Source organism: Sulfurimonas sp., assembly GCF_018698455.1.
GTDB lineage: Bacteria > Campylobacterota > Campylobacteria > Campylobacterales > Sulfurimonadaceae > Sulfurimonas.
Window position 1 is genome coordinate 48,329 of sequence record NZ_JABIOQ010000039.1, and the last position, 23,570, is coordinate 71,898.

At 34.7% G+C, this 23,570-nt stretch carries 21 protein-coding genes and 1 pseudogene; 11 read left to right on the forward strand and 11 right to left on the reverse strand.

Annotated features, from left to right (window positions below; translation table 11 throughout):
* The first annotated feature begins 163 nt into the window (after positions 1-163).
* Positions 164-1,225 (forward strand): flavodoxin-dependent (E)-4-hydroxy-3-methylbut-2-enyl-diphosphate synthase, encoded by a 1,062-nt coding sequence (gene ispG / locus HOG88_RS05305; RefSeq protein ID WP_295003962.1) that lies wholly within the window; start codon positions 164-166, stop codon positions 1,223-1,225.
* Between the two features lie 18 nt (positions 1,226-1,243).
* Here ispG and HOG88_RS05310 read toward each other — a convergent pair whose 3' ends face one another.
* Positions 1,244-4,447: a DEAD/DEAH box helicase gene (locus HOG88_RS05310; RefSeq protein WP_295003964.1), complete on the reverse strand. Its 3,204-nt coding sequence runs from the start codon at positions 4,445-4,447 to the stop codon at positions 1,244-1,246.
* 252 nt (positions 4,448-4,699) lie between these two features.
* Here HOG88_RS05310 and HOG88_RS05315 point away from each other — a divergent pair, with 252 nt between their 5' ends.
* Positions 4,700-6,145, forward strand: coding sequence for a replicative DNA helicase (locus HOG88_RS05315; protein ID WP_295003966.1), 1,446 nt, complete (start codon positions 4,700-4,702; stop codon positions 6,143-6,145).
* Between the two features lie 12 nt (positions 6,146-6,157).
* The gene (locus tag HOG88_RS05320) at positions 6,158-7,435 is read left to right on the forward strand and encodes a ComEC/Rec2 family competence protein (protein ID WP_295003968.1); all 1,278 of its coding nucleotides are present in this window, start codon (positions 6,158-6,160) and stop codon (positions 7,433-7,435) included.
* A gap of 1 nt (position 7,436) precedes the next feature.
* Here HOG88_RS05320 and HOG88_RS05325 read toward each other — a convergent pair whose 3' ends face one another.
* Both HOG88_RS05325 and HOG88_RS05330 read right to left on the reverse strand, forming a co-directional pair.
* Positions 7,437-8,822: an FAD-linked oxidase C-terminal domain-containing protein gene (locus HOG88_RS05325; protein ID WP_295003970.1), complete on the reverse strand. Its 1,386-nt coding sequence runs from the start codon at positions 8,820-8,822 to the stop codon at positions 7,437-7,439.
* Positions 8,819-9,553 carry a plasminogen-binding N-terminal domain-containing protein gene (locus HOG88_RS05330; RefSeq protein ID WP_295003972.1) on the reverse strand — a complete coding sequence of 245 codons (735 nt, stop codon included), beginning with the start codon at positions 9,551-9,553 and terminating at the stop codon, positions 8,819-8,821. The genes HOG88_RS05325 and HOG88_RS05330 overlap by 4 nt, the downstream gene beginning before the upstream one ends.
* A 146-nt stretch (positions 9,554-9,699) precedes the next feature.
* On the opposite strand from HOG88_RS05330, the gene HOG88_RS05335 reads away from it, so the two are divergent.
* Positions 9,700-10,890, forward strand: a complete 1,191-nt coding sequence (locus HOG88_RS05335) for a peptidoglycan DD-metalloendopeptidase family protein (RefSeq protein ID WP_295003974.1) — start codon at positions 9,700-9,702, stop codon at positions 10,888-10,890.
* Positions 10,883-11,449 carry an NUDIX hydrolase gene (locus HOG88_RS05340; RefSeq protein ID WP_295003976.1) on the forward strand — a complete coding sequence of 189 codons (567 nt, stop codon included), beginning with the start codon at positions 10,883-10,885 and terminating at the stop codon, positions 11,447-11,449. The genes HOG88_RS05335 and HOG88_RS05340 overlap by 8 nt, the downstream gene beginning before the upstream one ends.
* 99 nt (positions 11,450-11,548) lie before the next feature.
* On the opposite strand, the gene HOG88_RS05345 is transcribed toward HOG88_RS05340, so the two are convergent.
* The 5 genes from HOG88_RS05345 to HOG88_RS05365 form a co-directional block, all read right to left on the reverse strand.
* Positions 11,549-13,426, reverse strand: a complete 1,878-nt coding sequence (locus tag HOG88_RS05345; protein WP_295003978.1) for a primosomal protein N' — start codon at positions 13,424-13,426, stop codon at positions 11,549-11,551.
* A gap of 240 nt (positions 13,427-13,666) precedes the next feature.
* Positions 13,667-14,140, reverse strand: a complete 474-nt coding sequence (locus tag HOG88_RS05350) for a type II secretion system protein (RefSeq protein WP_295003979.1) — start codon at positions 14,138-14,140, stop codon at positions 13,667-13,669.
* A gap of 9 nt (positions 14,141-14,149) precedes the next feature.
* Positions 14,150-15,079, reverse strand: coding sequence for a diguanylate cyclase (locus HOG88_RS05355; RefSeq protein ID WP_295003981.1), 930 nt, complete (start codon positions 15,077-15,079; stop codon positions 14,150-14,152).
* A gap of 24 nt (positions 15,080-15,103) precedes the next feature.
* Positions 15,104-15,565 (reverse strand): type II secretion system protein, encoded by a 462-nt coding sequence (locus tag HOG88_RS05360; protein WP_295003983.1) that lies wholly within the window; start codon positions 15,563-15,565, stop codon positions 15,104-15,106.
* 170 nt (positions 15,566-15,735) lie between these two features.
* A complete protein-coding gene (locus HOG88_RS05365) occupies positions 15,736-16,218 on the reverse strand; it encodes a type II secretion system protein (RefSeq protein ID WP_295003984.1) in 483 nt (160 codons plus the stop codon).
* Positions 16,219-16,401: 183 nt separating this feature from the next.
* On the opposite strand from HOG88_RS05365, the gene flgB reads away from it, so the two are divergent.
* The 4 genes from flgB (at position 16,402) to HOG88_RS05385 (ending at position 19,486) form a co-directional block, all read left to right on the forward strand.
* Positions 16,402-16,833: a flagellar basal body rod protein FlgB gene (flgB, locus tag HOG88_RS05370; RefSeq protein ID WP_295003986.1), complete on the forward strand. Its 432-nt coding sequence runs from the start codon at positions 16,402-16,404 to the stop codon at positions 16,831-16,833.
* Positions 16,834-16,841: 8 nt separating this feature from the next.
* Complete coding sequence (gene flgC, locus HOG88_RS05375; RefSeq protein WP_295003988.1) at positions 16,842-17,336, forward strand: flagellar basal body rod protein FlgC; 495 nt, start codon at positions 16,842-16,844, stop codon at positions 17,334-17,336.
* A gap of 65 nt (positions 17,337-17,401) precedes the next feature.
* Positions 17,402-17,701: a flagellar hook-basal body complex protein FliE gene (fliE, locus tag HOG88_RS05380; protein WP_295003990.1), complete on the forward strand. Its 300-nt coding sequence runs from the start codon at positions 17,402-17,404 to the stop codon at positions 17,699-17,701.
* Positions 17,702-17,707: 6 nt separating this feature from the next.
* Positions 17,708-19,486, forward strand: coding sequence for a penicillin-binding protein 2 (locus HOG88_RS05385; RefSeq protein ID WP_295003992.1), 1,779 nt, complete (start codon positions 17,708-17,710; stop codon positions 19,484-19,486).
* Here the strand turns inward: HOG88_RS05385 and panC are convergent.
* Positions 19,445-20,266: a pantoate--beta-alanine ligase gene (panC, locus tag HOG88_RS05390; RefSeq protein ID WP_295003994.1), complete on the reverse strand. Its 822-nt coding sequence runs from the start codon at positions 20,264-20,266 to the stop codon at positions 19,445-19,447. The genes HOG88_RS05385 and panC overlap by 42 nt on opposite strands.
* Positions 20,267-20,401: 135 nt before the next feature.
* Between panC and prfB the strand changes: the two genes are divergently transcribed.
* Together prfB and HOG88_RS05400 are read left to right on the forward strand one after the other, a co-directional pair.
* Positions 20,402-21,499: a peptide chain release factor 2 gene (gene prfB, locus HOG88_RS05395; RefSeq protein WP_295003996.1), complete on the forward strand. Its 1,098-nt coding sequence runs from the start codon at positions 20,402-20,404 to the stop codon at positions 21,497-21,499.
* Between the two features lie 3 nt (positions 21,500-21,502).
* Positions 21,503-22,216 carry an arginyltransferase gene (locus HOG88_RS05400; RefSeq protein WP_295003998.1) on the forward strand — a complete coding sequence of 238 codons (714 nt, stop codon included), beginning with the start codon at positions 21,503-21,505 and terminating at the stop codon, positions 22,214-22,216.
* Here HOG88_RS05400 and HOG88_RS05405 read toward each other — a convergent pair.
* Both HOG88_RS05405 and fusA read right to left on the reverse strand, forming a co-directional pair.
* Positions 22,213-22,884 carry a hypothetical protein gene (locus tag HOG88_RS05405; protein ID WP_295004000.1) on the reverse strand — a complete coding sequence of 224 codons (672 nt, stop codon included), beginning with the start codon at positions 22,882-22,884 and terminating at the stop codon, positions 22,213-22,215. The genes HOG88_RS05400 and HOG88_RS05405 overlap by 4 nt on opposite strands.
* A 108-nt stretch (positions 22,885-22,992) precedes the next feature.
* Positions 22,993-23,570, reverse strand: a pseudogene (gene fusA, locus HOG88_RS05410) (elongation factor G); the annotation flags it as partial.

A 23,570-nucleotide genomic window follows, 5' to 3' on the forward strand; every position in this document is an offset into this window, starting at 1 on the left:
AGCTAATTCATATCAAGATGCTTTGGAAGTTGGGTATATGGTTGTTGCTCTCTAGGTATTAAAGAACAGCAAAGGGACTCATCAATAAAAAGCTGAAAATTAGCTCTAAAATAATTTTAATTTTTAAAGGGCTTTTTTATCCCAAAGAGGCTAAAATCTATTTATGATAAAAAGAGTCCCAACTAAAAAAATATATGTAGGTGATGTTGCTATTGGTGGTGATGCACCAATAAGCACACAGTCTATGACTTACTCAAACACTCACGATGTTGCAGCAACTGTAGAACAGATAAACCGTTTACACTTTGCAGGTTGCGACATTGTTCGCGTTGCCGTTCCAGATATGCAAGATGCTCTTGCACTCAAATCTATTAAAGAACAAATTTCCCTTCCTCTTGTTGCCGATATTCACTACAACTATAAACTCGCACTTATCGCTGCTGAGTCTGTAGACTGTATACGATTTAATCCTGGAAACATTGGTGACAAGAGTAGAATAAAAGAGATAGTAAAAGCATGTAATGAACGCTCTATTCCTATTCGTATTGGTGTAAATGCAGGCTCACTTGAAAAAGAGTTTGAAAATAAGTACGGACAAACAGCAGAAGGTATGGTTGCCTCTGCCGAGTACAATATAAAATACTTAGAAGATTTAGGCTTTGATGACATTAAAATAAGTCTTAAAGCCTCTGATGTACAAAGAACTGTTGAGGCTTATAGAATGCTTCGCCCTAAAAATCACTACCCTTTCCACTTGGGTGTAACAGAAGCTGGAACGCTTTTTCATGCTACTGTGAAAAGTTCCATTGGTCTTGGAACACTTCTTCTTGAGGGTATTGGCGATACTATGCGTGTAAGTATTACAGGTGAGTTAGAAGAAGAGATAAATGTTGCTCGTGCCATTTTAAAAGATAGTGGAGCTATGCCTGATGGTCTTAACATTATATCTTGCCCAACATGTGGACGCATAGAAGCTGACTTAGTAACAGCAGTTGCAGAAATAGAAAGACGCACAGCTCACATAAAAACTCCACTCAATGTTTCTGTTATGGGATGTGTTGTAAATGCCATCGGTGAAGCAGCGCATGCTGATGTTGCAATTGCTTATGGTAAGGGTAAAGGTCTTGTGATGGTAAATGGTGAAGTTGTCGCCAATCTTGATGAGAGTGAGCTTGTTGATAGGTTTGTTGATGAGGTTGAGAAGATGGCTGGGGAAAGTAAGTAAAAATTATTACACTTCCTCTTACTTCAACAAATCCAACAACTCAATGCCACTAAATTTGATGTCATCTTGTTGCTTATCACTATCATAAATGGCATCCTGAAGAGCCTGTTTCTTTTTTTGCATCTCTAAAATTTTCTGTTCTATAGTGTTTTCTACTATAAGCTTGTAGACAAAAACTGCTTTTTTCTGCCCGATTCTATGTGCTCTGTCAGTTGCTTGATTCTCTACAGCTGGATTCCACCATGGATCATAATGAATTACAGTATCTGCTTCTACAAGATTAAGTCCAACACCACCTGCTTTTAACGAAATCAAAAATATATCTGCTTCACCTCTTGTAAACTTCTCTATCTCCTCTTCTCTTTTTCTCGTTGAACCAGTAAGTAATGTATAGCTAATTTTTTTCGAGACTAATTTTTCTTCTATTATGGCTAGCATTGAAGTGAATTGAGAAAAGACTAAAATCTTTCTATTCTCCTGTAGCAGCTCATCTATCAAATCTAAAAATAGTTCTAGTTTTGCAGACTCTTGAACCTTTTGAGCCTCTTGTATCTTCAAAAGACTTGGGTCACAACAGACTTGTCGTAGTTTTAAAAGTGCATCAAGTATTGTAATATGAGAAGAGCCCAAACCTTTAGTGCTAACTGCATCTTGTACTTTTTTCTCCATTGTTATTCGTATGGATTCATACAATTTTGACTGCTTGTCATTAAACTGTGTATATTTTATTATCTCTGATTTTGCTGGTAGTTCATCGGCTACTATCTCTTTTGTGCGTCGTATCATAAATGGTTTTATTCGTTTATTTAGCAGATTTTGTCTCTGCATGTTATGCTCTTTTTCTATTGGTGTTTGATAATAGTTTTTGAAAAAACTTATCGTATCTAAAAAACCAGGCATTAAAAAACTAAAAATACTCCAGAGTTCACCAAGATGATTTTCTATGGGTGTTCCGCTGAGTGCTAATCTATACTCACTCTTATAAGTTTTAAGAGCAACCGACATTTTTGTCTGATGGTTTTTTATTTTTTGTGCTTCATCTAAGATAATATACATAAAATCAAACTCATCGAACCTTTTTTTATCTCTTACTATTAGAGGGTATGTTGTGAGTAAAATATCATGCTCTTCTATCTTATCGAATTCTTGGAATCTATCACTTCCGTGCAAAGAAAGGACTTTTAAGTTTGGTGTGAATTTTTTTGCCTCATTTTTCCAGTTGGCTATAAGTGATGTTGGCATGACTATAAGTGATGGTTTTACTAGTAGATTCTTCTCTTTTAAACGTGATAAATGTGCTAATGTTTGTATGGTTTTACCAAGTCCCATATCATCAGCTAAAATACCCCCAAATTTAAACTCATATAAAAAGTTAAGCCAGTTAAGCCCATCTTGCTGGTACTCTCTAAGAGTTGCATTTAAACATTTTGGAGGTTCTACTTTCTTAATCCCCTTAAAATCTTTAAGTTTTTGCGATAATGCTAAAATTTCTTGGCTTCCCTTCCAAAGAATATCATCATCCATAAAGTCTAAAAGATGTGCATCAAAGGAAGAGATTTTAAGATTTTCATCCTTATCTTTTTTATCCACGAGTTCTATAATCGTATTTAATATAGGTTTAATCTGCCTAGATTGAACTTCTACAAAATGATTAGGCTCTACCTCTACATGTAATAGTTCAGGCATATTTTCAAAATTATCAAATTCCGTTATTATGCCACTCACTAAGGGGGCTATTGGTTGAGAAACCCCATTAAACTCAAGATTAAAAGAGAGACTAAACCAGTCATTTTTATCTTCGCTCTCTACTACAATTTCACTTGATGGCTCAAACTTCATGTTAAAAGTTTCATCCTCTTCTATAAGCCAGCCTTCAGATTTTAGTTTATCAACTTCACTGTTTAGAAATTCTTTCCAGACTTGTAGCTCTTTTTGGCGATTTGTACCTTTGAACTTTGCAACTAAATTACTATTTATCTCTTCAAGAAAGAACCCAAGAGAGTCGATTTTCTCTTTTGCTAAGAGTTCAAACTCTAAATCTCTCTGTATCTCTACCTTCTCATAATTTACTATTTTATTATCAATATCTTTACGAGGATAAAATTTTACTAAAAAATCTTCATATAAAAAATCGATTAAAAATGAGTTACTACTTAGGTAAATTCTAGCTCGTGGGGTCACCTTTATCTTTTGAACTTTAATGACTTTTGGTGTAATAACGTTTATATCTGGAAGAGTGTCTATTACTCTTGTGTAGACTTTCGCAATATCATCTTTGAAGAACTTAGGTGCCTCACTCATCTGCTTATATGTTTGTATCTCTATATCTAACTCTTGCATTGTATTTTTATCGGTATTGAGCAAAAAGAGGGGTGATGTCTCTATGATTTTGTACTCTTTATTTCTAAGATTAGATTTTAAAGTGTACTCGCCCTTGTAGAGTTTAAACTCAAACTTAACATTAAAAGTTTCATCAACAAGAGTAAGTGGTTCAGGATTGTGGTCGAAGTAGCACCTCTGGGTTGCTAAAACTTCTTTTACTAGAAGATACCCCAACGATCCACTAAGTGCCTCCATAGTTGAGTTATAGTAATTATTTGGAACAAATACATTTGCCATTTTTATAATATTTTCATCATCTTTATTTTTAAGTTCACTATAGGAATAAGTATTAGATATTCTTTCTATATTCAATGCCGCACCACGGCTTATTTTTCCATTTTTTAAAAATTTTGATTTGTAAAACTGAAGTTTTCCTGCCAGTGAAGATTTTACCCCATCGAGTCTATAGGTTAAAAAATTGTCACTCTTTAATTTAGTACTCTCGCTCTTTTGCAGTTGAGTGTTATGCATATCTTGCAACCATTTATCTACTGATGAGACTGAAGCTGCTTTGCCAAGTAAACCCTTATCTGTATCAGCTTTATGTGCAATACAAACTGCAGCCACATGCTTACAGTTGTAAGACACAGGACAACTGCAGGTTCCCTCAACAATATTCTGAAGTTGATACTCATAGTCGAAATATATTTCTATATTTTGAGAATAGATTCTTCCACTTCCACGAACACTAGAGTGTATGTTAAGAATTTCCACATTTTCTTCATCAAGGAAGAGCTCTTTAGTCATGGAAAGAACTCGTTTTTGAGAATTATACTCAACTCCACGTTTATAATATGCACTACCTAAACTATCTTTAATCTCTTGCAAGCTGATAAACATTAAAATTCACTTTTAAAAATATTTATTTTTTTATTTTAACATAAAAGCTACTCTTTTTCACCTATTTTAACTAACTCGCACAAACTCTCATAATTTTCTTTAGCTGGCTCAACTACCTCTTTTCTAGTCCACCTTAAAATAATTATGCTAAAATAAACACTATAAATAAAAGAGGGGCTTCTTGTGACAAAAAAGTATAAAGAAGAGTTCAAAAAGAAGTATCAAGTAAATTACATAGTGAAAGATTAAATAATGCAAGACAACCTATACAACCTAGCGTTTGAACGCTCCGTTTTAAGCTCTATAATTTTTGAGCCAGAGCAGTTTGATGAACTAAGTGTCGCTCTTAAGCGAGATGACTTTTACCTTCCTTCTCATCAAGATATTTATTCGGTAATGACACTACTTTTACAAAAGCAACAGCCTATAGACGAAGAGTTCATCAAAAAAGAACTTCTCAAAATAAAAAAGTTCGATGAGCAAGTACTCTTAGAAATTTTATCTGCTAACCCTATATCTAATACAAAATCTTATGTGGATGAGATAAAAGACAAATCTCTTAAACGCCACCTACTTACACTAACAACAGAAATAAAACGTGTGACAGTTGAAGAAGAACTTCCTTCTGCTGAGGTTATAGATATAGTAGAAAAAAAATTATATGAAATAACGCAAGACAATCAAACAAGTGACTTTAAAGACTCTCCTAAAATGACCCATGATACTATGAAGTACATAGAAGAGATGAAGGCAAGAGGAAACTCTGTCCTTGTTGGTGTAGATACCGGATTTGGTGAACTGAACCGTATGACAACAGGTTTTGGTAAGGGAGATTTAGTTATCATCGCCGCTCGACCTGCTATGGGTAAAACATCATTTGTACTCAACACTGTAAATTCACTTATACTCGATGGTAAAGGTGTTGCTTTCTTTTCTCTAGAAATGCCAGCTGAACAGCTGATGCTGCGTTTACTCTCCATACAAACTTCTATACCTCTTACACAACTTCGCCTTGGAGATATGAATGATGGACAATGGGCTTCCCTTAATGGGGCTATTGACAGAATGAATAGTGCTAAACTTTTTGTGGACGACCAAGGTAGTATAAATATAAACCAACTCCGTTCCAAACTAAGAAAACTCAAAAATCAGCATCCTGAAATTGAGATAGCCGTAATTGATTACCTCCAAATTATGCAGGGCGTTGGGACACAGGATAGACATCTTCAAGTTTCAGAAATCTCTCGTGGACTTAAGATGCTTGCTCGTGAACTAGAAATGCCAATTGTTGCTCTTTCTCAGTTAAACCGTGGTCTAGAGGCTCGTAATGATAAACGTCCAATGCTAAGTGATATTCGTGAATCAGGTTCTATTGAGCAAGATGCCGACATTATCCTTTTTGTGTATCGTGATGATGTTTACCTCTACAAAGAGGAAAAAGAACGTGAAAAAGCTGCTAAATCTGAAGGTAAAGAGTTTGTAAGTGAGTATGTAGAAAAAGAAGAAGAAGATGCAGAAATCATCATAGGAAAACAACGTAATGGTCCAACTGGTCACGTTAAACTTGTGTTCCAAAAGAAACTCACACGCTTTGTCGATGCACCTACATTTTCACATGCGGTTGAGACTGTTTATGAAAACATAGACACAAGTTCAGCAACTATAGACATACCAAACATAGATATGCCAGCCCTCTAAAGAGATATAAATATGCTAGAAAAAGTCTCTCTTTTTAACACAAAAAAAGACTTACTTCTCTTTAGCTCTCTTCTTGCGTTGCTTTCTTTTATAACTCTTTCCTTTGAATACTATAACTATAATAAGTTCATAAAGTTTGACTCTGCTCTTGTAAACGCGACAGTAATTAAACAATACACAAAAACAAAACTTACAAAAACTGGGAAAACAAGAAGTTATCAGGTTTTAAAACTTAAAAGCGAAGATGGCTTTTCATTCTATACGACTGCATCAAAAAAAACTCAAAATATACAAGGGAAAAAACTACAACTAGAACTTTATGCGGGTGATATAAACTTTTATGAGTACCTCAGTGGCTTTTATGGTTTTAGTAAAATACTTCATGTACAGAAGTTGCCAAGTCTAAAAGATAAACTCAACAATTTTATAAGCAAGCAACATACAAATCCACAAAATGCCTCTATTTATCAAGCACTTTTTACTGCTTCCTCTATGGATTACACAATGCAGACTCTGTTTTCTAATCTTGGAATATCACATCTTATTGCTATAAGTGGTTTTCATTTAGGAGTTTTGAGTTCTCTTCTTTATCTTCTTATTCGCTTCCCATACAAGTTCTTACAAAATAGATATTTTCCATATAGCAGTTATAAACGCGACTCATTTATATTTATAAGTCTAACTCTCTTTTCTTATCTTCATTTTTTAGACTACCCACCATCCCTAATTCGTGCATTTTGTATGTTAGTTATTGGATTTTTTCTTTACTCAAGGGGTATTAAAATAGTTTCCATGCAAACTCTCTTCGTCAGTATACTTTTTCTCTTAGCCCTACTTCCTAGACTCTCATTTAGTATAGGTTTTTGGTTGAGTGTTAGTGGTGTATTTTATATATTTTTATTTATGATTCATTTTAAACATCTTAGTAAACTCATGCAGTTTGTCTTACTGCCAGTATGGGTCTATTTAGCTATGCTACCCTTCTCCCTTAGTATCTTTGGAAACTTCAGCCTCTATCATCCACTCTCAATTATATGGACATCACTATTTACTCTTTTTTATCCGATATCCATGTTTTTACATCTCACAAATGCAGGAAGTATGCTTGATTTTTTACTCGATTTTCTGTTAAACCTTGAGACAGATTCTCTAAAAATCTCTCTCTCTGAGACATGGCTTATACTTGAAATGATTCTCTCTATACTGGCTATTTATAAAAAGGAGTCTTTATATATCTTGATTCTTTATAGTATCTCTATTTTTATATATGCGATTGATTATATAATATAATTTATTTAAGTCCCATTTTTGCAGGATTCAAAATATTATTTGGATCAAATGCCATCTTAATAGACTTAAAAAGGTTCATCTCTTCTTCGCTAAACGCCATACTCATATAAGGAGCTTTAGCAAGGCCAATTCCATGTTCACCTGAGAGTGTTCCACCTAAATCAATAGTCGCTTGAAAAACTTCTTCTATTGCTAAATAAGCAATTTTAACTTGTTCGGGGTCTTTTCCATCTACCATTACGTTTGTATGTACATTTCCATCACCAGTGTGACCAAAACATGGAATATTAATGTCATACTTCTCTGCAATTGCGTTAAACTTTTCAAGAAGTTCAGGAAGAGCTGCTCGAGGTACAGTTACATCTTCATTAAGCTTCTTACTTCCGTACACAGTGATAGCTTGTGAAGCGTTACGTCTTGCAAACCAAATATCAGCGGCTTGCTTTTCATCTTTTGCAATTTTAAATTCAGTACAACCATTCTCTTTAAAAACTCTCTGGATTTCTGAGAGCTGGTAGTTTAAGTCATCTTCTAAGTTTCCATCAACATCTGTTACAAGTAAAGCACCAGCATCAACAGGAAGACCTTTGTTATGTATCTGCTCAACTGCACGAATAGTCAGGTTGTCTAAAAACTCCATTGCAACGGGAGTAATTCCACTTGCCATCGTTTTATAAACCGCTTCCATAGCCACTTTAACAGTAGGGAAAATTCCCATCGCCGTTTTAGTCATTTTAGGTTTTGGAATAAGCTTAAGTGTAATTTCTGTTAGAACTGCTAATGTTCCCTCACTTGCTATTAAAATACCAGAAATATTATATCCTGCAACATCTTTAATAGTTCTCTTACCAGCTTTAATGATGTCACCATTTGGTAAAACAGCACGAGTAGCCATCACATAGTCTTTTGTAATGCCATACTTTGCCGCGCGCATACCACCTGCATTTTCACTTACGTTTCCACCTAAAGTCGAGTACTCCTGACTAGCTGGATCTGGCGGATAAAAAAGACCTACTTCTTCTACTGCGCGTTGTAAGTCCATGTTAATAACGCCTGGTTGTACTATTGCTACCATATTTTTCATATCTATCTCTAGGATTTTTGCCATATGCTTCTCAAAGCCTAGAACTATGCCACCAGCACTTGGAAGAGCACCACCAGTAAATCCAGAACCAGCTCCACGCGGTACAATAACTATTTTATGCTCATTACAGTATTTAAGTATTTCACTTACATCTTCTTCATTACGAGGAAATATAACAGCATCCGGCTCAAAATGCTCACGAGTTGCATCGTATGAGTAAGCGATTAAGTGTGCCTTATCACTGTAGATATTTTCACTACCAACAATCGATGTAAAATGTTTTGAATGTTTTGCGTCTATCATTTGAGGTCTCCATTTTTTGGGTTTGATTTTTTAAGTAATTCATAATAGTATGGTTCATAAGTCTCTAGCTCGTTACTTCCCGCACCAAACCAGTTTGCACTTATTTTCTCAAGACGAGAGTAAAAAGGAAGCTTGACACTCTTTTGAGAAAGTTCCGCCTCACTTACATTTAAAATTTTAAAACTGTTGATATCCACTGTAAAAAGTTTCTTATCTAAATAGATAAAAACCAAGCCAACACCAAGAGTATCTCCAAATTCATTAAAATCTTCTTTTAAAGGTGTTGGATGTCCATTTCCTGAAAGTTGTGTAGCAAATATATCAGGATGCACCCATTGTACTTTTACACTTTTAGTAATTCTATGGTATATCTCTTCACTCGGAGCTATCAGGAGTGCTCTTGTGTAAGCATATGCAAGATCAATACTATCCCCTACACCTACTTCCCATGTCCCCGTAGGAAGTGCACTGTTTTGTAAAACAGTAAAATCACTCATGATTAAAGTTGCAGTTCTAGTCTCTTTGTTATATGCAGTAACTTCTGCTTTTTTCAAGATAACTGTGTGTTCATCATCAATAGTTTTCACTACAAATCCACTGACTCCAACATCAACTTTATCCATCTCTGTTGTTATTTTGTTTGCTCTCAAATCGACTGACAGTACGGAAGATTTAGTCATAACTGCAAAAAGTTCTAATCCTAATAGGGTGAATAAAATTATATATTTCATCGCTCTTCTTTATGGTAAAATTGTACAGTATGCTACACTATTCATACTTTATGTAAGCGATTATATCAAACAAACCTCAGACTAAGCAAAAACTTGTTAATGTTTTAGAATTTTTAAACTAAAACTATAAAATTAGGCCTATATTTTTGATACGATTATTTTTATTTTTTCTTCTCAGCACAACTATTTTTGCTTCCAATGTTCAAAGACTTCGATGGGAAAATGGTGAAACATTTCTAGTTTTTCTAGAAAAAAACTCCCTTCCAGTAAATGATCTTTACTATAGCCTTGATAAAGATGAGCAGAGACTCACAGAAGAGATGCGTTCAGGAGTTCATTACCAAATTTTAAGAGATGAGTCTCTAAACATAGAACAAGTTTTACTTCCTCTAAACGATGAACTTCAACTTCACCTTTATAAAAAAAATGGTGAGTATAAGTTTGAAGCTATTCCCATCATTAGTACTAGTAAAACAGAAGCATTTTCTACTAAAATAATTAGTTCACCAAACTACACCATTATGAAAGAGACAGGAAGTAAAAAACTTGCACAAATTTTTACTGCAAACTTTAGAAATTCGCTAAACTTTAAAAATGATATTCGTAAAGATGACAAACTGGTAATGATTTATGAGCAAAAGTATAGATTGGGAGAGGTTTTTTCTATGCCAACTCTTAAAGTGGCTATGATAGAAATGAGAAAAAAGTTCCACTATATATATCTCAATGATGATGAAAGATATTATGATGAAAAAGCCCATGAAGTCGAAGGTTTCTTACTCGCTAGACCAGTAAGAGGTGCTCGAATTTCTTCATACTTTACAAAACGCAGATACCATCCAGTTTTACACAAATGGAAGGCACACTTAGGTGTTGACTATTCGGCACGTCGTGGGACTCCTATAGTAGCTGCTGGTCGTGGTCGTATTATCTATTCAGCTCGTATGGGAAGTTATGGAAATCTTATAAAAATCCGTCATGCAGATGGATACGAAACAAGATATGCTCATTTAAAATCTTTTAGACGCGGTATACGACGTGGTAAACATGTTAAAAAAGGACAGACTATAGGTTATGTTGGCTCAACTGGCCGTTCAACTGGTTCACATCTACACTTTGAACTTCGTAAACATGGTCGTGCTGTAAACCCTCTGAGAGTTGTGCAGGTAACAACAAAAAAACTCAAGGGCAAAGAGAAGAAAGCCTTTTTAAGACTCAAGAAAAATTATGATGAGAGTATAGGCCTTCATCTTAGTAATAATACCTCGTACAAAAAACCGTTGAAATTTCGTAATAAATGTTATATCCATTCACTAGAGTGTGTCAGTAATGGATAAGATTATAAAAATATCTAAACTCCAAAATCCAAACTTTGTAAAACCTATGCTACTAGATTACACACATAAGGGAAAGCAAAAAAAATGGGAAGCAGTTATAAGCCATGATAGTGTTTCCATACTTCTATGGCATAAAGAAAAAGACTCGTTTGTTATAGTAAAACAACTTCGACCAGCTGTCTTAAATGTACATCCAAGTGATGGCTATATGCATGAACTCTGCGCAGGCATAATAGATAAAAATACATCAAATATACAAATAGCTAAAGAGGAAGTTTTTGAGGAGTGTGGATATGATGTTCCATTGGAGAAACTCCAACACATCACTTCCTTTTACACAAATGTTGGTATATCAGGTTCACACCAAGAACTCTACTATGCAGAGCTTTGTGAATATATGAAAGTAACTGATGGTGGCGGTTTACTCGAAGAAGATATAGAAGTTATCTATATAAAGTGCGAAGATGCAAAAAAATTTATGTTTGATACCTCTTTGCAAAAAACACCGGGAATGATGATGGCGTTTTACTGGTTTTTTGACAATATAAAAGCACAGTAAAACTAGAAGTATTTATATAAATTCTAGGCACAAATGAGGAAGCATACTCTAGTATGTGACGAATGCAGAAACGACGAAGGTATATGAATACTTTTAGTTTTAACCAAACTCTATTGGGTCCATATCTACTTCTACTAAAGGAACTTTACAAGCGAGTATGGCTTTTATAAGGTCTGTACTTTTTTCACTTCTAAGTAATATCTCAAAGCGATATTTATCTGCCACTCGCTCAATTGCACATTTTCCAAAACCTACTATCTCTACATTTGAGAATCTTTGTAAATTGTCCTGCATTTTTCTCATTTCTTCTTGTGCTTTCATTCCGTTTTTATGTGAAAAAAGCAATCGACAGAGTTTTTTGTAGGGAGGGTAAAGACCCTCTCTGTATATCATCTCGATTTCTAAAAAGTCTTCATACCTACCCATATACTTACTAAAAAACTCTTCATTAAAACTCTGCACGATGACCTTTGCATCTTTGGCTCGACCACTTCTTCCTGAAACCTGTAAAAGTGCTGAGAGTGCTTTTTCTTTGGCTCTATAATCACTCATGTTGAGCAGGTTATCCATGCCCATAACTACGGCTAAAGTCACACCATGATAATCATGTCCCTTTGAGAGCATTTGAGTTCCAACAAGTATGTCTGTCTCTTTGTCATTAAATCGTTGAAGTGCACGTTTAAGTTTAGTCGCCGTAGTTATAACATCTCTATCAAACTGTTCTACTACTGTACTTGGTAGTTTTTCTCTTATGTTTTCTACAGCTTCTGCTGTTCCTAAACGCGAGCTACTCAAGTTAGGGCTTTGACACTCAGAACAGACTTGGGGAATAGCTTGAGAAAAATTACAGTAATGACATTTAAGTGAATTAGACTTTTTATGAAGACTTAAACCAACACTACAAAACGTACACTCGTAGTTATGCCCACAAGATTGACAAGAAAGATACTTAAAATTTGCACGAGTTGGAAGAAAAACTATGGCTTGGTCTTGTGCTTTTTTCGTCTCTTCTAATGCATCATATATAAGTGGGCTTAGTGATTCAACACTTTTTTCATAAATAAACTCTCTGTTGGAACTAAAGTGTCCACCCTTTAAACGAATATGAGGAAATTTCGCATAAGAAGTAAGAGATGGTGTTGCACTTCCTAGTACTACGTTAGCACCATAAAGCTTTCCCATGTAAATTGCCATATCTCTAGCATTGTAACGTGGTCTCGAAGAGGACTTATAACTATCGTCATGTTCTTCATCTACTACTATCAAGCCCAAGTCTTTTATGGGTAAAAAAAGACATGAACGCGGTCCTGCTACTATCTTTGCTTCTCCACTGTAAATCTTCTCTTGTGCTATTTTTTTCTGCTTAGGAGTGAGTTTAGAGTGCCAAGTAACTACACTGCCTCCAAAGTGCTCTTCGAGACGTTTACTCATCTGAGGAGTGAGTGAAATCTCGGGCATTAGAAATATACTGCGTTTAGAACTTTTCATCATTTGCTCAAAGTACTTCATATATATCTCTGTTTTACCACTTCCGGTGTCTCCAAAAAGCAAAGATACTTTATGTTCTTGTAAAAATTCTAATGCTTGTTCTTGTTTCTCCGAAAGATCAATAGAACTAGGATGTGTGGCTTTAGCCTCACTAGAGAGTACTAGTAAAGTTTCTGGTGAGTCTAAAGCCTCACATCCTAAGTGCTTAAACGCAGTCATCAAAGCTAAGGCATCACCTATAGAACAAATGTAATAAGAAGAAATAAATTTAGCGAGTGTTAACTGTTTATCAGAGTAAAAGAAACCACTTACTTCTAAAATTTCGCTTGTTTTAAAGTCTGGTTTTTCACAAGAGCAAAGCACAACTCCAGTTTTCTCTCTGTTTCTAAATACTACGGTAACTTTTGTTCCGGCAATTATTTTTTGTGAAGAATGATAAGTAAACTCGCCAAGAGCCGAGCCTATAATTGAGAGTGTATAATAATTCAATTTGAGAACATATAGAACTTAACTATCAATTTCTAGTATCTGTTCTGTTCTATAAATAATTGTTCCTGCAAAAATTATTGCTAATATCATTTTGCAAGTCCTTCAATTTAGTGAGAATAAACAATATCTTTTACGATATACACTAAAGTTGCTACAAAAAGAACTGTAACTATAATTAAAAATTCCATATTTATAACTCCTCCAAAGATAAAACTAGCAATACTTTTAAATAATTAATGTTTAATTTGTCAATTCATCACAAAATGCAGCAGTGGGTGATGTACACACAAATGTTCCCGCCCTATTCACAACACCATCAACAGTCGTTTCATTTTGATAATATGTAAAACCTACAGTTGTTCCAGCAACATTGTAATTATAAGTAGCTGTTCCAACTGCATCATTTCCCGTACTAGTCCAATGGCCTGCTGTCGCACTATCACTTAGCGCATAAGTAAGCACCCCACCAAACAACCCTGTACCTGCATTTAATACTATTCCAGATATAAAAGCATTGTTACCGGTAATCAATCTCGATTGTCTCTCTGTCATAATCCCTGAACGAATAGAAGAGATATCTGCACGGCCTTTAGATATCTGAGCATCTGTTCTCGTAGCTGATAGTCTTGGTATAGCAACTGCGGCTAATATTCCTAAAACAACTATAACGAAGACTAACTCTATCATTGTAAATGCATTTTTCTTGTGTATCATCTTATTCCCTTATTTGAGTTTTTCAATAAAACTTTCGTATGTGTCGTTCTCTCTATATTCTATAACATTAAAAGTATGCTCTAAGTCAGCTAAGTTTTTTTCAAGGCGCAGTATTAGCATTTGAAGCTGTTGCTCTGGAGTATTTGGTAGTATGAGAACAAATTTACTCTCACTGTATCTACTAGCTATATCACTATCTCTAAGTGTTTTAAGTAACGAGTCCCCAAACTTCTGTAAAATTTTATCTTGCTCTTTTTGTGTAAGTTTATGCTCACTATCTAAATCTTTAACATCAATTTGTAAAACGCTGAGAGCCGCTCCTGTTCTTTTCATCTGAGCACTAGTGTTTTTTAAAGTAGAGAGCATATAGTCTTTTGAATATAGTTTAGACTTGAAATCATATATGGCTTTTTTTCTTAAATTGCTAAATGCATAGACTCTTATGAAAAATATCAGTACTAAAAGAAACGCCATATCTAGTGCAAGGTTTATATAAAAAATATTGTAAATTCTACTCTGCTGTAAAATCAGCATGTTGTTCAAACTAAAGAGTATCTGCTTAGACTGTTTATAACAAGTAAATGATATTTCTTTGTCAAAGAGAGTATTTTCACTCCAACACTTCTGTAGTAAAGTATATTTCTGTTCTAATGGCTCGGCTGCAACATAAAACTTCTTTGTACTATGTGCAAGTATCCAAGGCCTTAAAACTTCAAACTCTACTGCTATCTCCTCTTTTATATCTCTCTTTTTTTTAAGACTATTCTCGTTTTGGAGTGTTAATATTTTAGTACTATTTCGTGCAAAACTGCTAATAACTTTTGTATCTTCAAGAAGTTCGCCAAAAGAGTTATAGGAGAAGTAAAAACTAAGTGGAAAAAGTAAAATTCCTAAGTATAAGAGAAGTGTAATTCTATATGATGACCAGTCTATACTCATGCTATGTTCCTTTGTAAATCTATTTTAGTAAACAACTGATGATCCTCTGAGTTTCATCGGGTACTCATCTGCATCTATAAGTGACTGTATGATACTACACTCTACATCTGAGTCTGCACTTCCGAATTCAATTATTACAGTATCGTCCGTCGCATTTGAGTCTATCTTCAATGTCACACAGTCTACAATCACTCCTGCCTTGATAATAGCACTCTTGTTTGGAAGACTTAAAGTAGCAAAACTCGTACTTACTAAAGCTGCGATGGAGTTTGACATAATAGATAAGTCAGAAACAGTTTCTCCTTTTGCTATAGCATATGAGACTATCTCTGTTGCCCCTGTCATGATAGAGCTTGCTGTTGAAGAGGCTTGTGCATCAGTTCTTGTGGCAGACAGCTTTGGTATAGCAACCGCAGCTAAAACTCCTAAAATCACTATAACAAACACTAGTTCTATCATAGTAAAGGCTTTTTTTGTTGTTTTCATAAAAAATCCTTATATTTGAAGTCACTTATTAAAGTCCACTATTGTATCATAAGTTTGATTATTTGAATTTTAAAGTTAGCTTAGAAGTCTGTTTTATAGGTAGATTCTCAAGCGAGTGCTTAAGAATAAGGATAGCTCCCATCTCTTAGCATGGGAGTAAATAAAGTAGTCTAGTATACTACGCCTGTTCCACCAAATTCATGTGCATGAGCAGTTCCAACTGTAATAATCATATTATTTTTAATGGCAGCTATATGTGCTCCAGCACAAACTGCATCAGTTGCTGCAGCTAATCCAGTTACACTCACATTACCATCAGCTGTAGCAGAGATTGAAAAACATCCTTTTGTAGCATCTGTACCATCATTTAAAAATACAGCAGTACCTGCAGTAAATGTTGTTGCAGCAGTAGTACCGCCAGCCGTTGTCTCAAAATGTACATTTGTAAAATCAGTCCACAATCCATTAAGAGTACCCTGTGAAGTATAGTGTGCACCTATGTCTGAAACAGCAGTTGCAAGATTTGTCGCCATTTTAGAAACACTCGCATCAGTACGTGTAGCCGCAAGCTTTGGAATGGCAACAGCTGCCAAAATACCTAAAATAACGATAACGAAGATCAATTCAATCATTGTAAAACCAGTTCTTTTCATAAGAACTCCTTGAATGTATAAAAATTTGGATTACACCAGTAACCTTAGTTTTCATTATCTAACTACTCTGATTAAAGTTTGCTTAAATCACCTCTATTTATAAACAAATGTCTTATTTTTACTTATTTTGAATTAATGGAATAAAAAATGCTTATTAACTTTAAATACAGACAAGGAGTGTTTATGAGTATATCACCTTCACGTGCAGCGGGACTTGCTAGTGCTGCTCTTGACTACCGTGCAGCCCGTCAAGATATGATAGCCTCAAACATTGCAAATGCAGACACTCCTAACTATAAGTCAAGAGATATTAGTTTTGAGCAGGCACTTCGTGCTAAACGCGAAGAGATATTTCATGATAACACTCAGCAACTCAAAATGGCTCAAACAAGTGATAAACATCTTGCCTTTAAAAATGAGTCAAGTAGTGTTGTACCTACTCTCTACTTTAGAGATGGTCACATGGCTCGAAATGATGGCAATAGTGTAGACATAGATGTAGAAACTACAGAGATGAGTAAAAACTCTATTATGTTTAATGCCATCATACAAGCTAAGAAAAAAGATGGTGCAATTTTCAAAAGTGTTATAGAAGCATCACAAAAAGTGAACTAGGAAAATAGATGAGTAATTTTTTAAACAGTTTTGATATCTCAGGTTATGGGCTTTCTGCACAGCGTGTACGTGTAAATACGATCTCGAGCAATATCGCAAATGCTCAAACTACAAGAACTACAGAAGGTGGTCCTTACCGTCGAAAAGAAGTTGTTTTTCGTGCTATAGACTTTAACCAAGAGTTCAACAAAGCACTTAATGCCACAACTAAAAGTGCAAAATATGAAGACCCTTTAAAGCTTGGCGAGTTTGGAAAAACTGTAAATCCTGCTATAATGAGTGTAATAGTAGATAAGATATCACGTGATGATGGTAAACCGAAGATGAAGTTTGAACCAAACCATCCAGATGCCGATGCAAAAGGATATGTTGCTTACCCAAACATTAATCCTGTGATAGAAATGGCCGATTTAGTAGAAGCAACACGTTCTTACCAAGCGAATGTTTCGGCATTTCAAAGTGCGAAAGATATGGCAAATGCTTCTCTTTCACTGTTGCAATAAGATAAAAGGAGAGTAATAATGTTTACATTATATAGCGATTACTTTTCTGGAGAAGGAAAGTAATTATGAATAATATTAACAATGTTTCAAGTGTAGGAACAGCAGACCTTCTTAAACAGAAGTCTAAAGCGGAACAAACTGGAGGGGAAGCCTTTGCTGGTCACCTAAAGTCAGCACTCAATGAAATCAATGAACTCCAAGAAAGTAAAACTCAAGCTGTAGCAGACATCGCAACTGGTCAAGTAAAAGACCTTCATCAAGCGGCTCTTGCTATTGGAAAAGCTGAAACAAGTATGAAACTAATGCTTGAAATCAGAAATAAAGCCTTAAACGCCTATAAAGAGATAGGAAGAACACAGTTATAATCCTCCATGATTAACAAAAATAAAAGTAAAAAAATATTCTCTTTATATGTCCTCATTATCGTAGGCTTTCTTATATTTTTAACTGTTATGTTAATTAATGTTCTCAAACCACGCCATCTCCCATCACAATTTGTTCAAGAGAGTTCACGTGCAGGACGAGGAAATATCATCAGTGCAGATGGTTTTCATCTTGCTACAACAAAAAAACTCTACAAAGCAGTTGTTAACACTCGCTATCTCGACCCTGATAAAAAAGAACTCTTTGTTGAACTCTTTAGCATTTACTCCGGTATAGACACTAAAACCATTAGAAAAAAACTCTCTAAACGCAGAGGAGTTGTAGTGTTAAGCTATAGTATTCCTCAGATACAAGCCCATTACCTTAAAACTCTCTCTAGAGAGCTGCGAAACTTTAAAGTTTTTATGGAACTGAAAAATAAAAAAACTGGACTTTACTCTATTCATGGTCTTAGTATTTTAGAGAGTGGTGAAAGTCGCATTTACCCTTATGGAAACCTTCTGACTCCCATTATCGGTTATCCACATAAAATAGAAGAAGATGGATATACCTTTATAGAAGGGGTTAAAGGTTTAGAGAAAAGATTTGATGGTGCTCTACGTGCGAGACAAAATGGTAAAAGTCGTGGTAAACGCGATGTAAACAGCTACATAATACTCAACAAAGATAGTTTTACAAAAAGTGAAATAGATGGACTTAATGTCAAACTTACAATTCCAGTAGCCTTTGAAATTAAAATAGAAAAAATTTTAGATAGAGCGAAAGAAGATCTCGATGCAAAAGAGATAATGTGTGCAGTGATGGACTCCAAAACTGGCGATGTGTATGCAATGGCAAGTTCTAATAGGTACTTTCCTAAAGATATTAAACGCAGTGACTATTCATCTTTAAACAGTGGCATGATAGAGTATAGTTTTGAGCCAGGAAGTGTGATAAAACCCATTACTTTTTCTCTTTTACTTGAACGTGGATTAGTTAACCCTTATGATTTAGTTAATGGTCATAATGGCAGGTTTAAAATAGGTCGAAAAATAATTACAGACGAACATAAGTTCGATTGGCTTTCTGCTGAAAATGTTATCGTCTACTCTTCAAATGTAGGGATAGCTCAACTTGCACAAAAATTATCTGGATATGACTTTTATCAAGGACTCCTTAGTTTTGGATTTTCAAAACCTTCCACCCCTGATCTTATTTATGAAAAAGTAGGCTCGCTACCAAGTCCAAAAAGACTTCAAAATGAAATATATAAGGCTACATCCTCCTATGGATATGGAATGCACACAAACCTTATGCAACTTATGCGTGCCTATAGTGCTTTTAATAACAATGGGAGAATGGTTTACCCTAAACTCATCAGTAGCTACATAGATGAAGTAGGCAAAGAAGATAAAAGTGCTTATAAAGAGCAAGTTCAAGTGATTAAAAGTGCGACTGCGCAAAGAATGAAAAAGATACTTATTAAAACAGTCAATAAAGGAACAGGGAAAAAAGCTATAACTGAAGGTTTGATTGTTGGTGGAAAAACTGGAACTGCCCATATAGTTGAAAAAGGTGTTTATGTTAGTAAATATAACACTGCATTTATGGGTTTTGCAAATGATACAAACAATAACTATACTATAGGTGTTATTGTTGTACAGCCAAAGAAAAGTCACTTTGCTTCACAGACTGCAGTTCCTGTCTTTAAAAAGATAGTTGATGTCATGATTGAAGACTCTTATCTAAAGCCAAATGTTATCAAGCAGACGAGTAGTACCTACTAAAACTTCCACTAGAACTATGCTATTACCTATTTCAACTCTTTTTGTAGCTTTAAAGTCTCTACTTAATATCTCTACATAGCTTATTTCTAGAGGTTCTAAAACCTTACTCATTTTTCTTTTTATATCATCTACTTGTACATCGCCTCGTGAGACCATTTTAGATGCTTCATATAAAGAAGAAGATATTTTCAATGCGTCTATCCTCTGATCTGCACAAAGGTATATATTTCTACTGCTCAGGGCGAGTCCATCACTTTCTCTCACTGTATCAACTGGAACTATTACAACATTCATAAAAAATTGTTCTACCATGAGGCTTATAAGGTTTAGTTGCTGAGCGTCTTTTTTTCCAAAGTATGCAAAATCAGGATTTACGATGTTAAAGAGTTTATTAACAACAGTTAATACACCATTAAAGTGTCCCGGTCTAGATGCACCCTCAAGCGTAAAACCTCTAATATTAGGAGCAAGTACTTTTACTTCATCATCCCCATATATCTCATCTGCTTGAGGTAAGAAGATGACATCTACTCCAGAGAGTTCGCATATTTTTTTGTCTGCTTTATCACGAGAGGGGTACTTATCTAAATCCTCTCCTTTTAAAAACTGTGTAGGATTAACAAAGATGGAAACGACGACTAATTCACACTCTTTTTTTGCATTTTTAATAAGGCTAAGATGCCCATCATGAAGTGCTCCCATTGTAGGAACCAAGCCAACTATCTTGTTTTGCTCTTTTAAGTACTCTTTTAACTCTCTTACCTTAGAAATAATCCTCATTTTAAGCCTCTATTTTATATAATCATAATTATACTATTTATTTGAGATATTGAATCTCAATCTTCAGTCACCTCTGTGGTGAAAACACAGTAAAATGGACTTTGTTCGTTTTACGAGACTATCAAATGGATCTTTATGGATAATTATGAATACACTGAACTTTTAAAAAATATAACTTTAAAGATGCACAATATAACAGGTGTAGTCGAACCAACAAAAATTCAAGCACGTCTAAATGAAATAGAAGAGTTGGAAAGTGACCAGGATTTTTGGAATGATGCAGATTATGCTGCAAAAATACAAAAAGAAAAAACACAGCTTCAGAGAAAACTAGATAAATTCAACATTGCTAATTCCGCAGTAGAAGATGCAACAGAACTTTATGATATGTCTAAAGAGGAGAATGATCAAGAATCTCTTAATGCTCTATTTGGTGATGCAGCTACTTTAGAGAACCAGATAAGAAGTATGGAGATAGAAGTACTGCTTAGTGGCGAGAGTGATTCTAACAATGCTATAGTCTCAATTCATCCAGGTGCTGGAGGGACAGAGAGTCAAGACTGGGCGGAGATGCTTCTTCGTATGTACAAACGCTGGGCTGAAAGACATGGCTTTGAGATAGAGATACTTGATTATCAAAATGGTGAAGAGGCCGGTATTAAAGATGTTTCTTTTATAGTAAAAGGAGAGAATACCTACGGTTACCTTAAAGTTGAAAATGGTATTCACAGGCTTGTACGAATTTCTCCTTTTGATTCTAACTCTAAACGCCATACATCATTTAGTTCAGTTATGGTCTCTCCTGAAGTTGATGATGATATAAATATAGTGATAGAAGATAAAGATATACGTGTTGATACATACAGGGCAAGTGGGGCAGGTGGACAACATGTTAATAAAACAGAATCTGCTATACGACTTACTCATATCGAGACAGGTGTCGTTGTACAGTGTCAAAATGGTAGAAGTCAGCATAAAAATAAAGCTACTGCTATGAAAATGTTAAAATCTAGGCTGTATGAGCTCGAACTAGAAGAACAGCAAGCTAAACAAGATGGTGTAACTAAGAGTGAAATAGGTTGGGGACATCAGATACGTTCTTATGTTATGCAACCCTATCAGCAAGTAAAAGATACTCGTTCAAATGAAGCCCTTTCAAATATATCTGCAATCCTTGATGGTGATATAGACAAAATGATAGAGGGTGTATTAATTGCACAAAACAAGCAGTAAATTATGCAACTACTCAAAGAGTTCTCGCTTGAAGATAAATGCTCATACCTAGATAATAAAACACAAACAACACACTATAAAATTATACATAATTGCTCGAAAGAACATTCTCAGGATTTAGTTGAGAGAGGCTATAGACGTTTTGGGAAGATGTTTTTTAGACCGATATGTCCAAGTTGTAATGAATGTAAAAGTATAAAAATAGATGCGAACAACTATATCTTCTCTAAGTCAGCTAAACGCATTATGAAAAAAAATGCTCATCTTAGGTCTTTTATACAAAAACCTACTCTTACTCAAGAACATATCAATATATTTGAGAAGTATCATCTACATATGAGTAATAAAAAATCATGGGACTACAACAAAACAACTGCAGAGCACTATTATGGATCTTTTGTTCAAGGACATGAAGATTTTGGTTATGAAGTTTTATATTTTATTGAGGAAAGGCTAATAGCTGTCGACTTAATCGATATACTTGAAGATGGAATCTCATCTATATATTTTTACTATGACCCTGAGTTCGCACATCTCTCACTTGGAAAGTTTTCACTTTACAATCAGATTAAGTATGTACAAGAAGCACAAAAAAAATGGATATATTTGGGATACTATGTAAAAGAGTGCCCTTCCTTATCTTATAAGGCAGAATATACACCATTTATAACACTAGATGGTAGACCTAGCGAGAATGAAAAATTTATCTGGACCTAAACCCCTAACATTTGTTTTTGCTTATTTCTTATTTCAAGTTTCTTTCTTTGTAGATCTTTTTCAAGTCTTTTTTCTAGTTTCTCTTTCGCTTCTTTGTCATCACGACGTATACGTTTAATTTTCTCTTCTTCTAACATCTTTTTTGTTTTATAGCGTTTTTTCTTAGCCTCACGGCCTGCTCTAATTCTATCATTCTTTTTTATAAGTTCTTCTAGAATTCCTGTAGAATTTATTTCCTCGCTATGATCTATGTAATAAGAAATTATTTCGTTCTTATTCATTTCTATATCAATCAGTTTATTATTAACTATCTGTAAAAAAAATTGACTATCTTCATTATCTATAGAATTTCTATAGCCACTTTGGATTGTACGTAACAGTGTATCATTTCGTTTAGATAATTCACGAAGTTTATCTAAGTAATCTCTCCTACTCACACCACTTACTTCCATTTCTAAGGAAAAACCCATTTTCTTAGTTACAATTATATCAGCCATATAGTCATTTATATCTTTAGAATAAATTTTAAAAGCATTCACTTGAGTCATGTGAGCTATTTTTTCATAATTATTATAAAGGATATTTCCTAAATTAGAATAAGGTTTAGGATTTACATTTTCTGCAATTAAAAATGTTGTAAGAAGTGTTATTATTAGTAATTTGTACATATTTACCCTAGATTTTTTTGTTATTATAGCAGTTTAACTGAGGATGATTGTAAAGAGCAAAAAAGGGTTGGCACTTTCATAAAGAAAGTACCATGCAAAAGTTAAGTATTAACCGTTACGTTTTTTCTGAATTTCTACAGAAACAGCTTTTGGAACTTCAGAATAGTGGTCAAATTCCATTGAATATGTAGCACGTCCTTGAGTAGCTGAACGAAGATCAGTTGAGTAACCGAACATTTCAGATAATGGAACGTGAGCATCAACGATTTTACTACCGGCTCTGTCACCCATTGAGTTGATTTGTCCACGACGACGGTTAAGGTCACCGATAACATCACCCATATTCTCTTCAGGAGTCTCAACTTCAACTTTCATCATTGGCTCAAGTATTGAAGGCTGAGCATTACGACAAGCTTCCTTGAATCCCATAGAAGCGGCAAGTTTAAATGCCATTTCATTTGAATCCACATCATGGTAAGAACCATCATAAAGTGTAACATCAACGTCTTCCATTGGGTAACCAGCAAGAACACCAGTTGACATTGCTTCTTCACAACCTTTTCTAACTGCTGGAATAAATTCTTTAGGAACAGATCCACCTTTAATAGCATTTGTAAATACAAATCCTGTATCAGCTTCACCTGGCTTAACAGTAAGGAATACATGACCAAATTGACCACGACCAC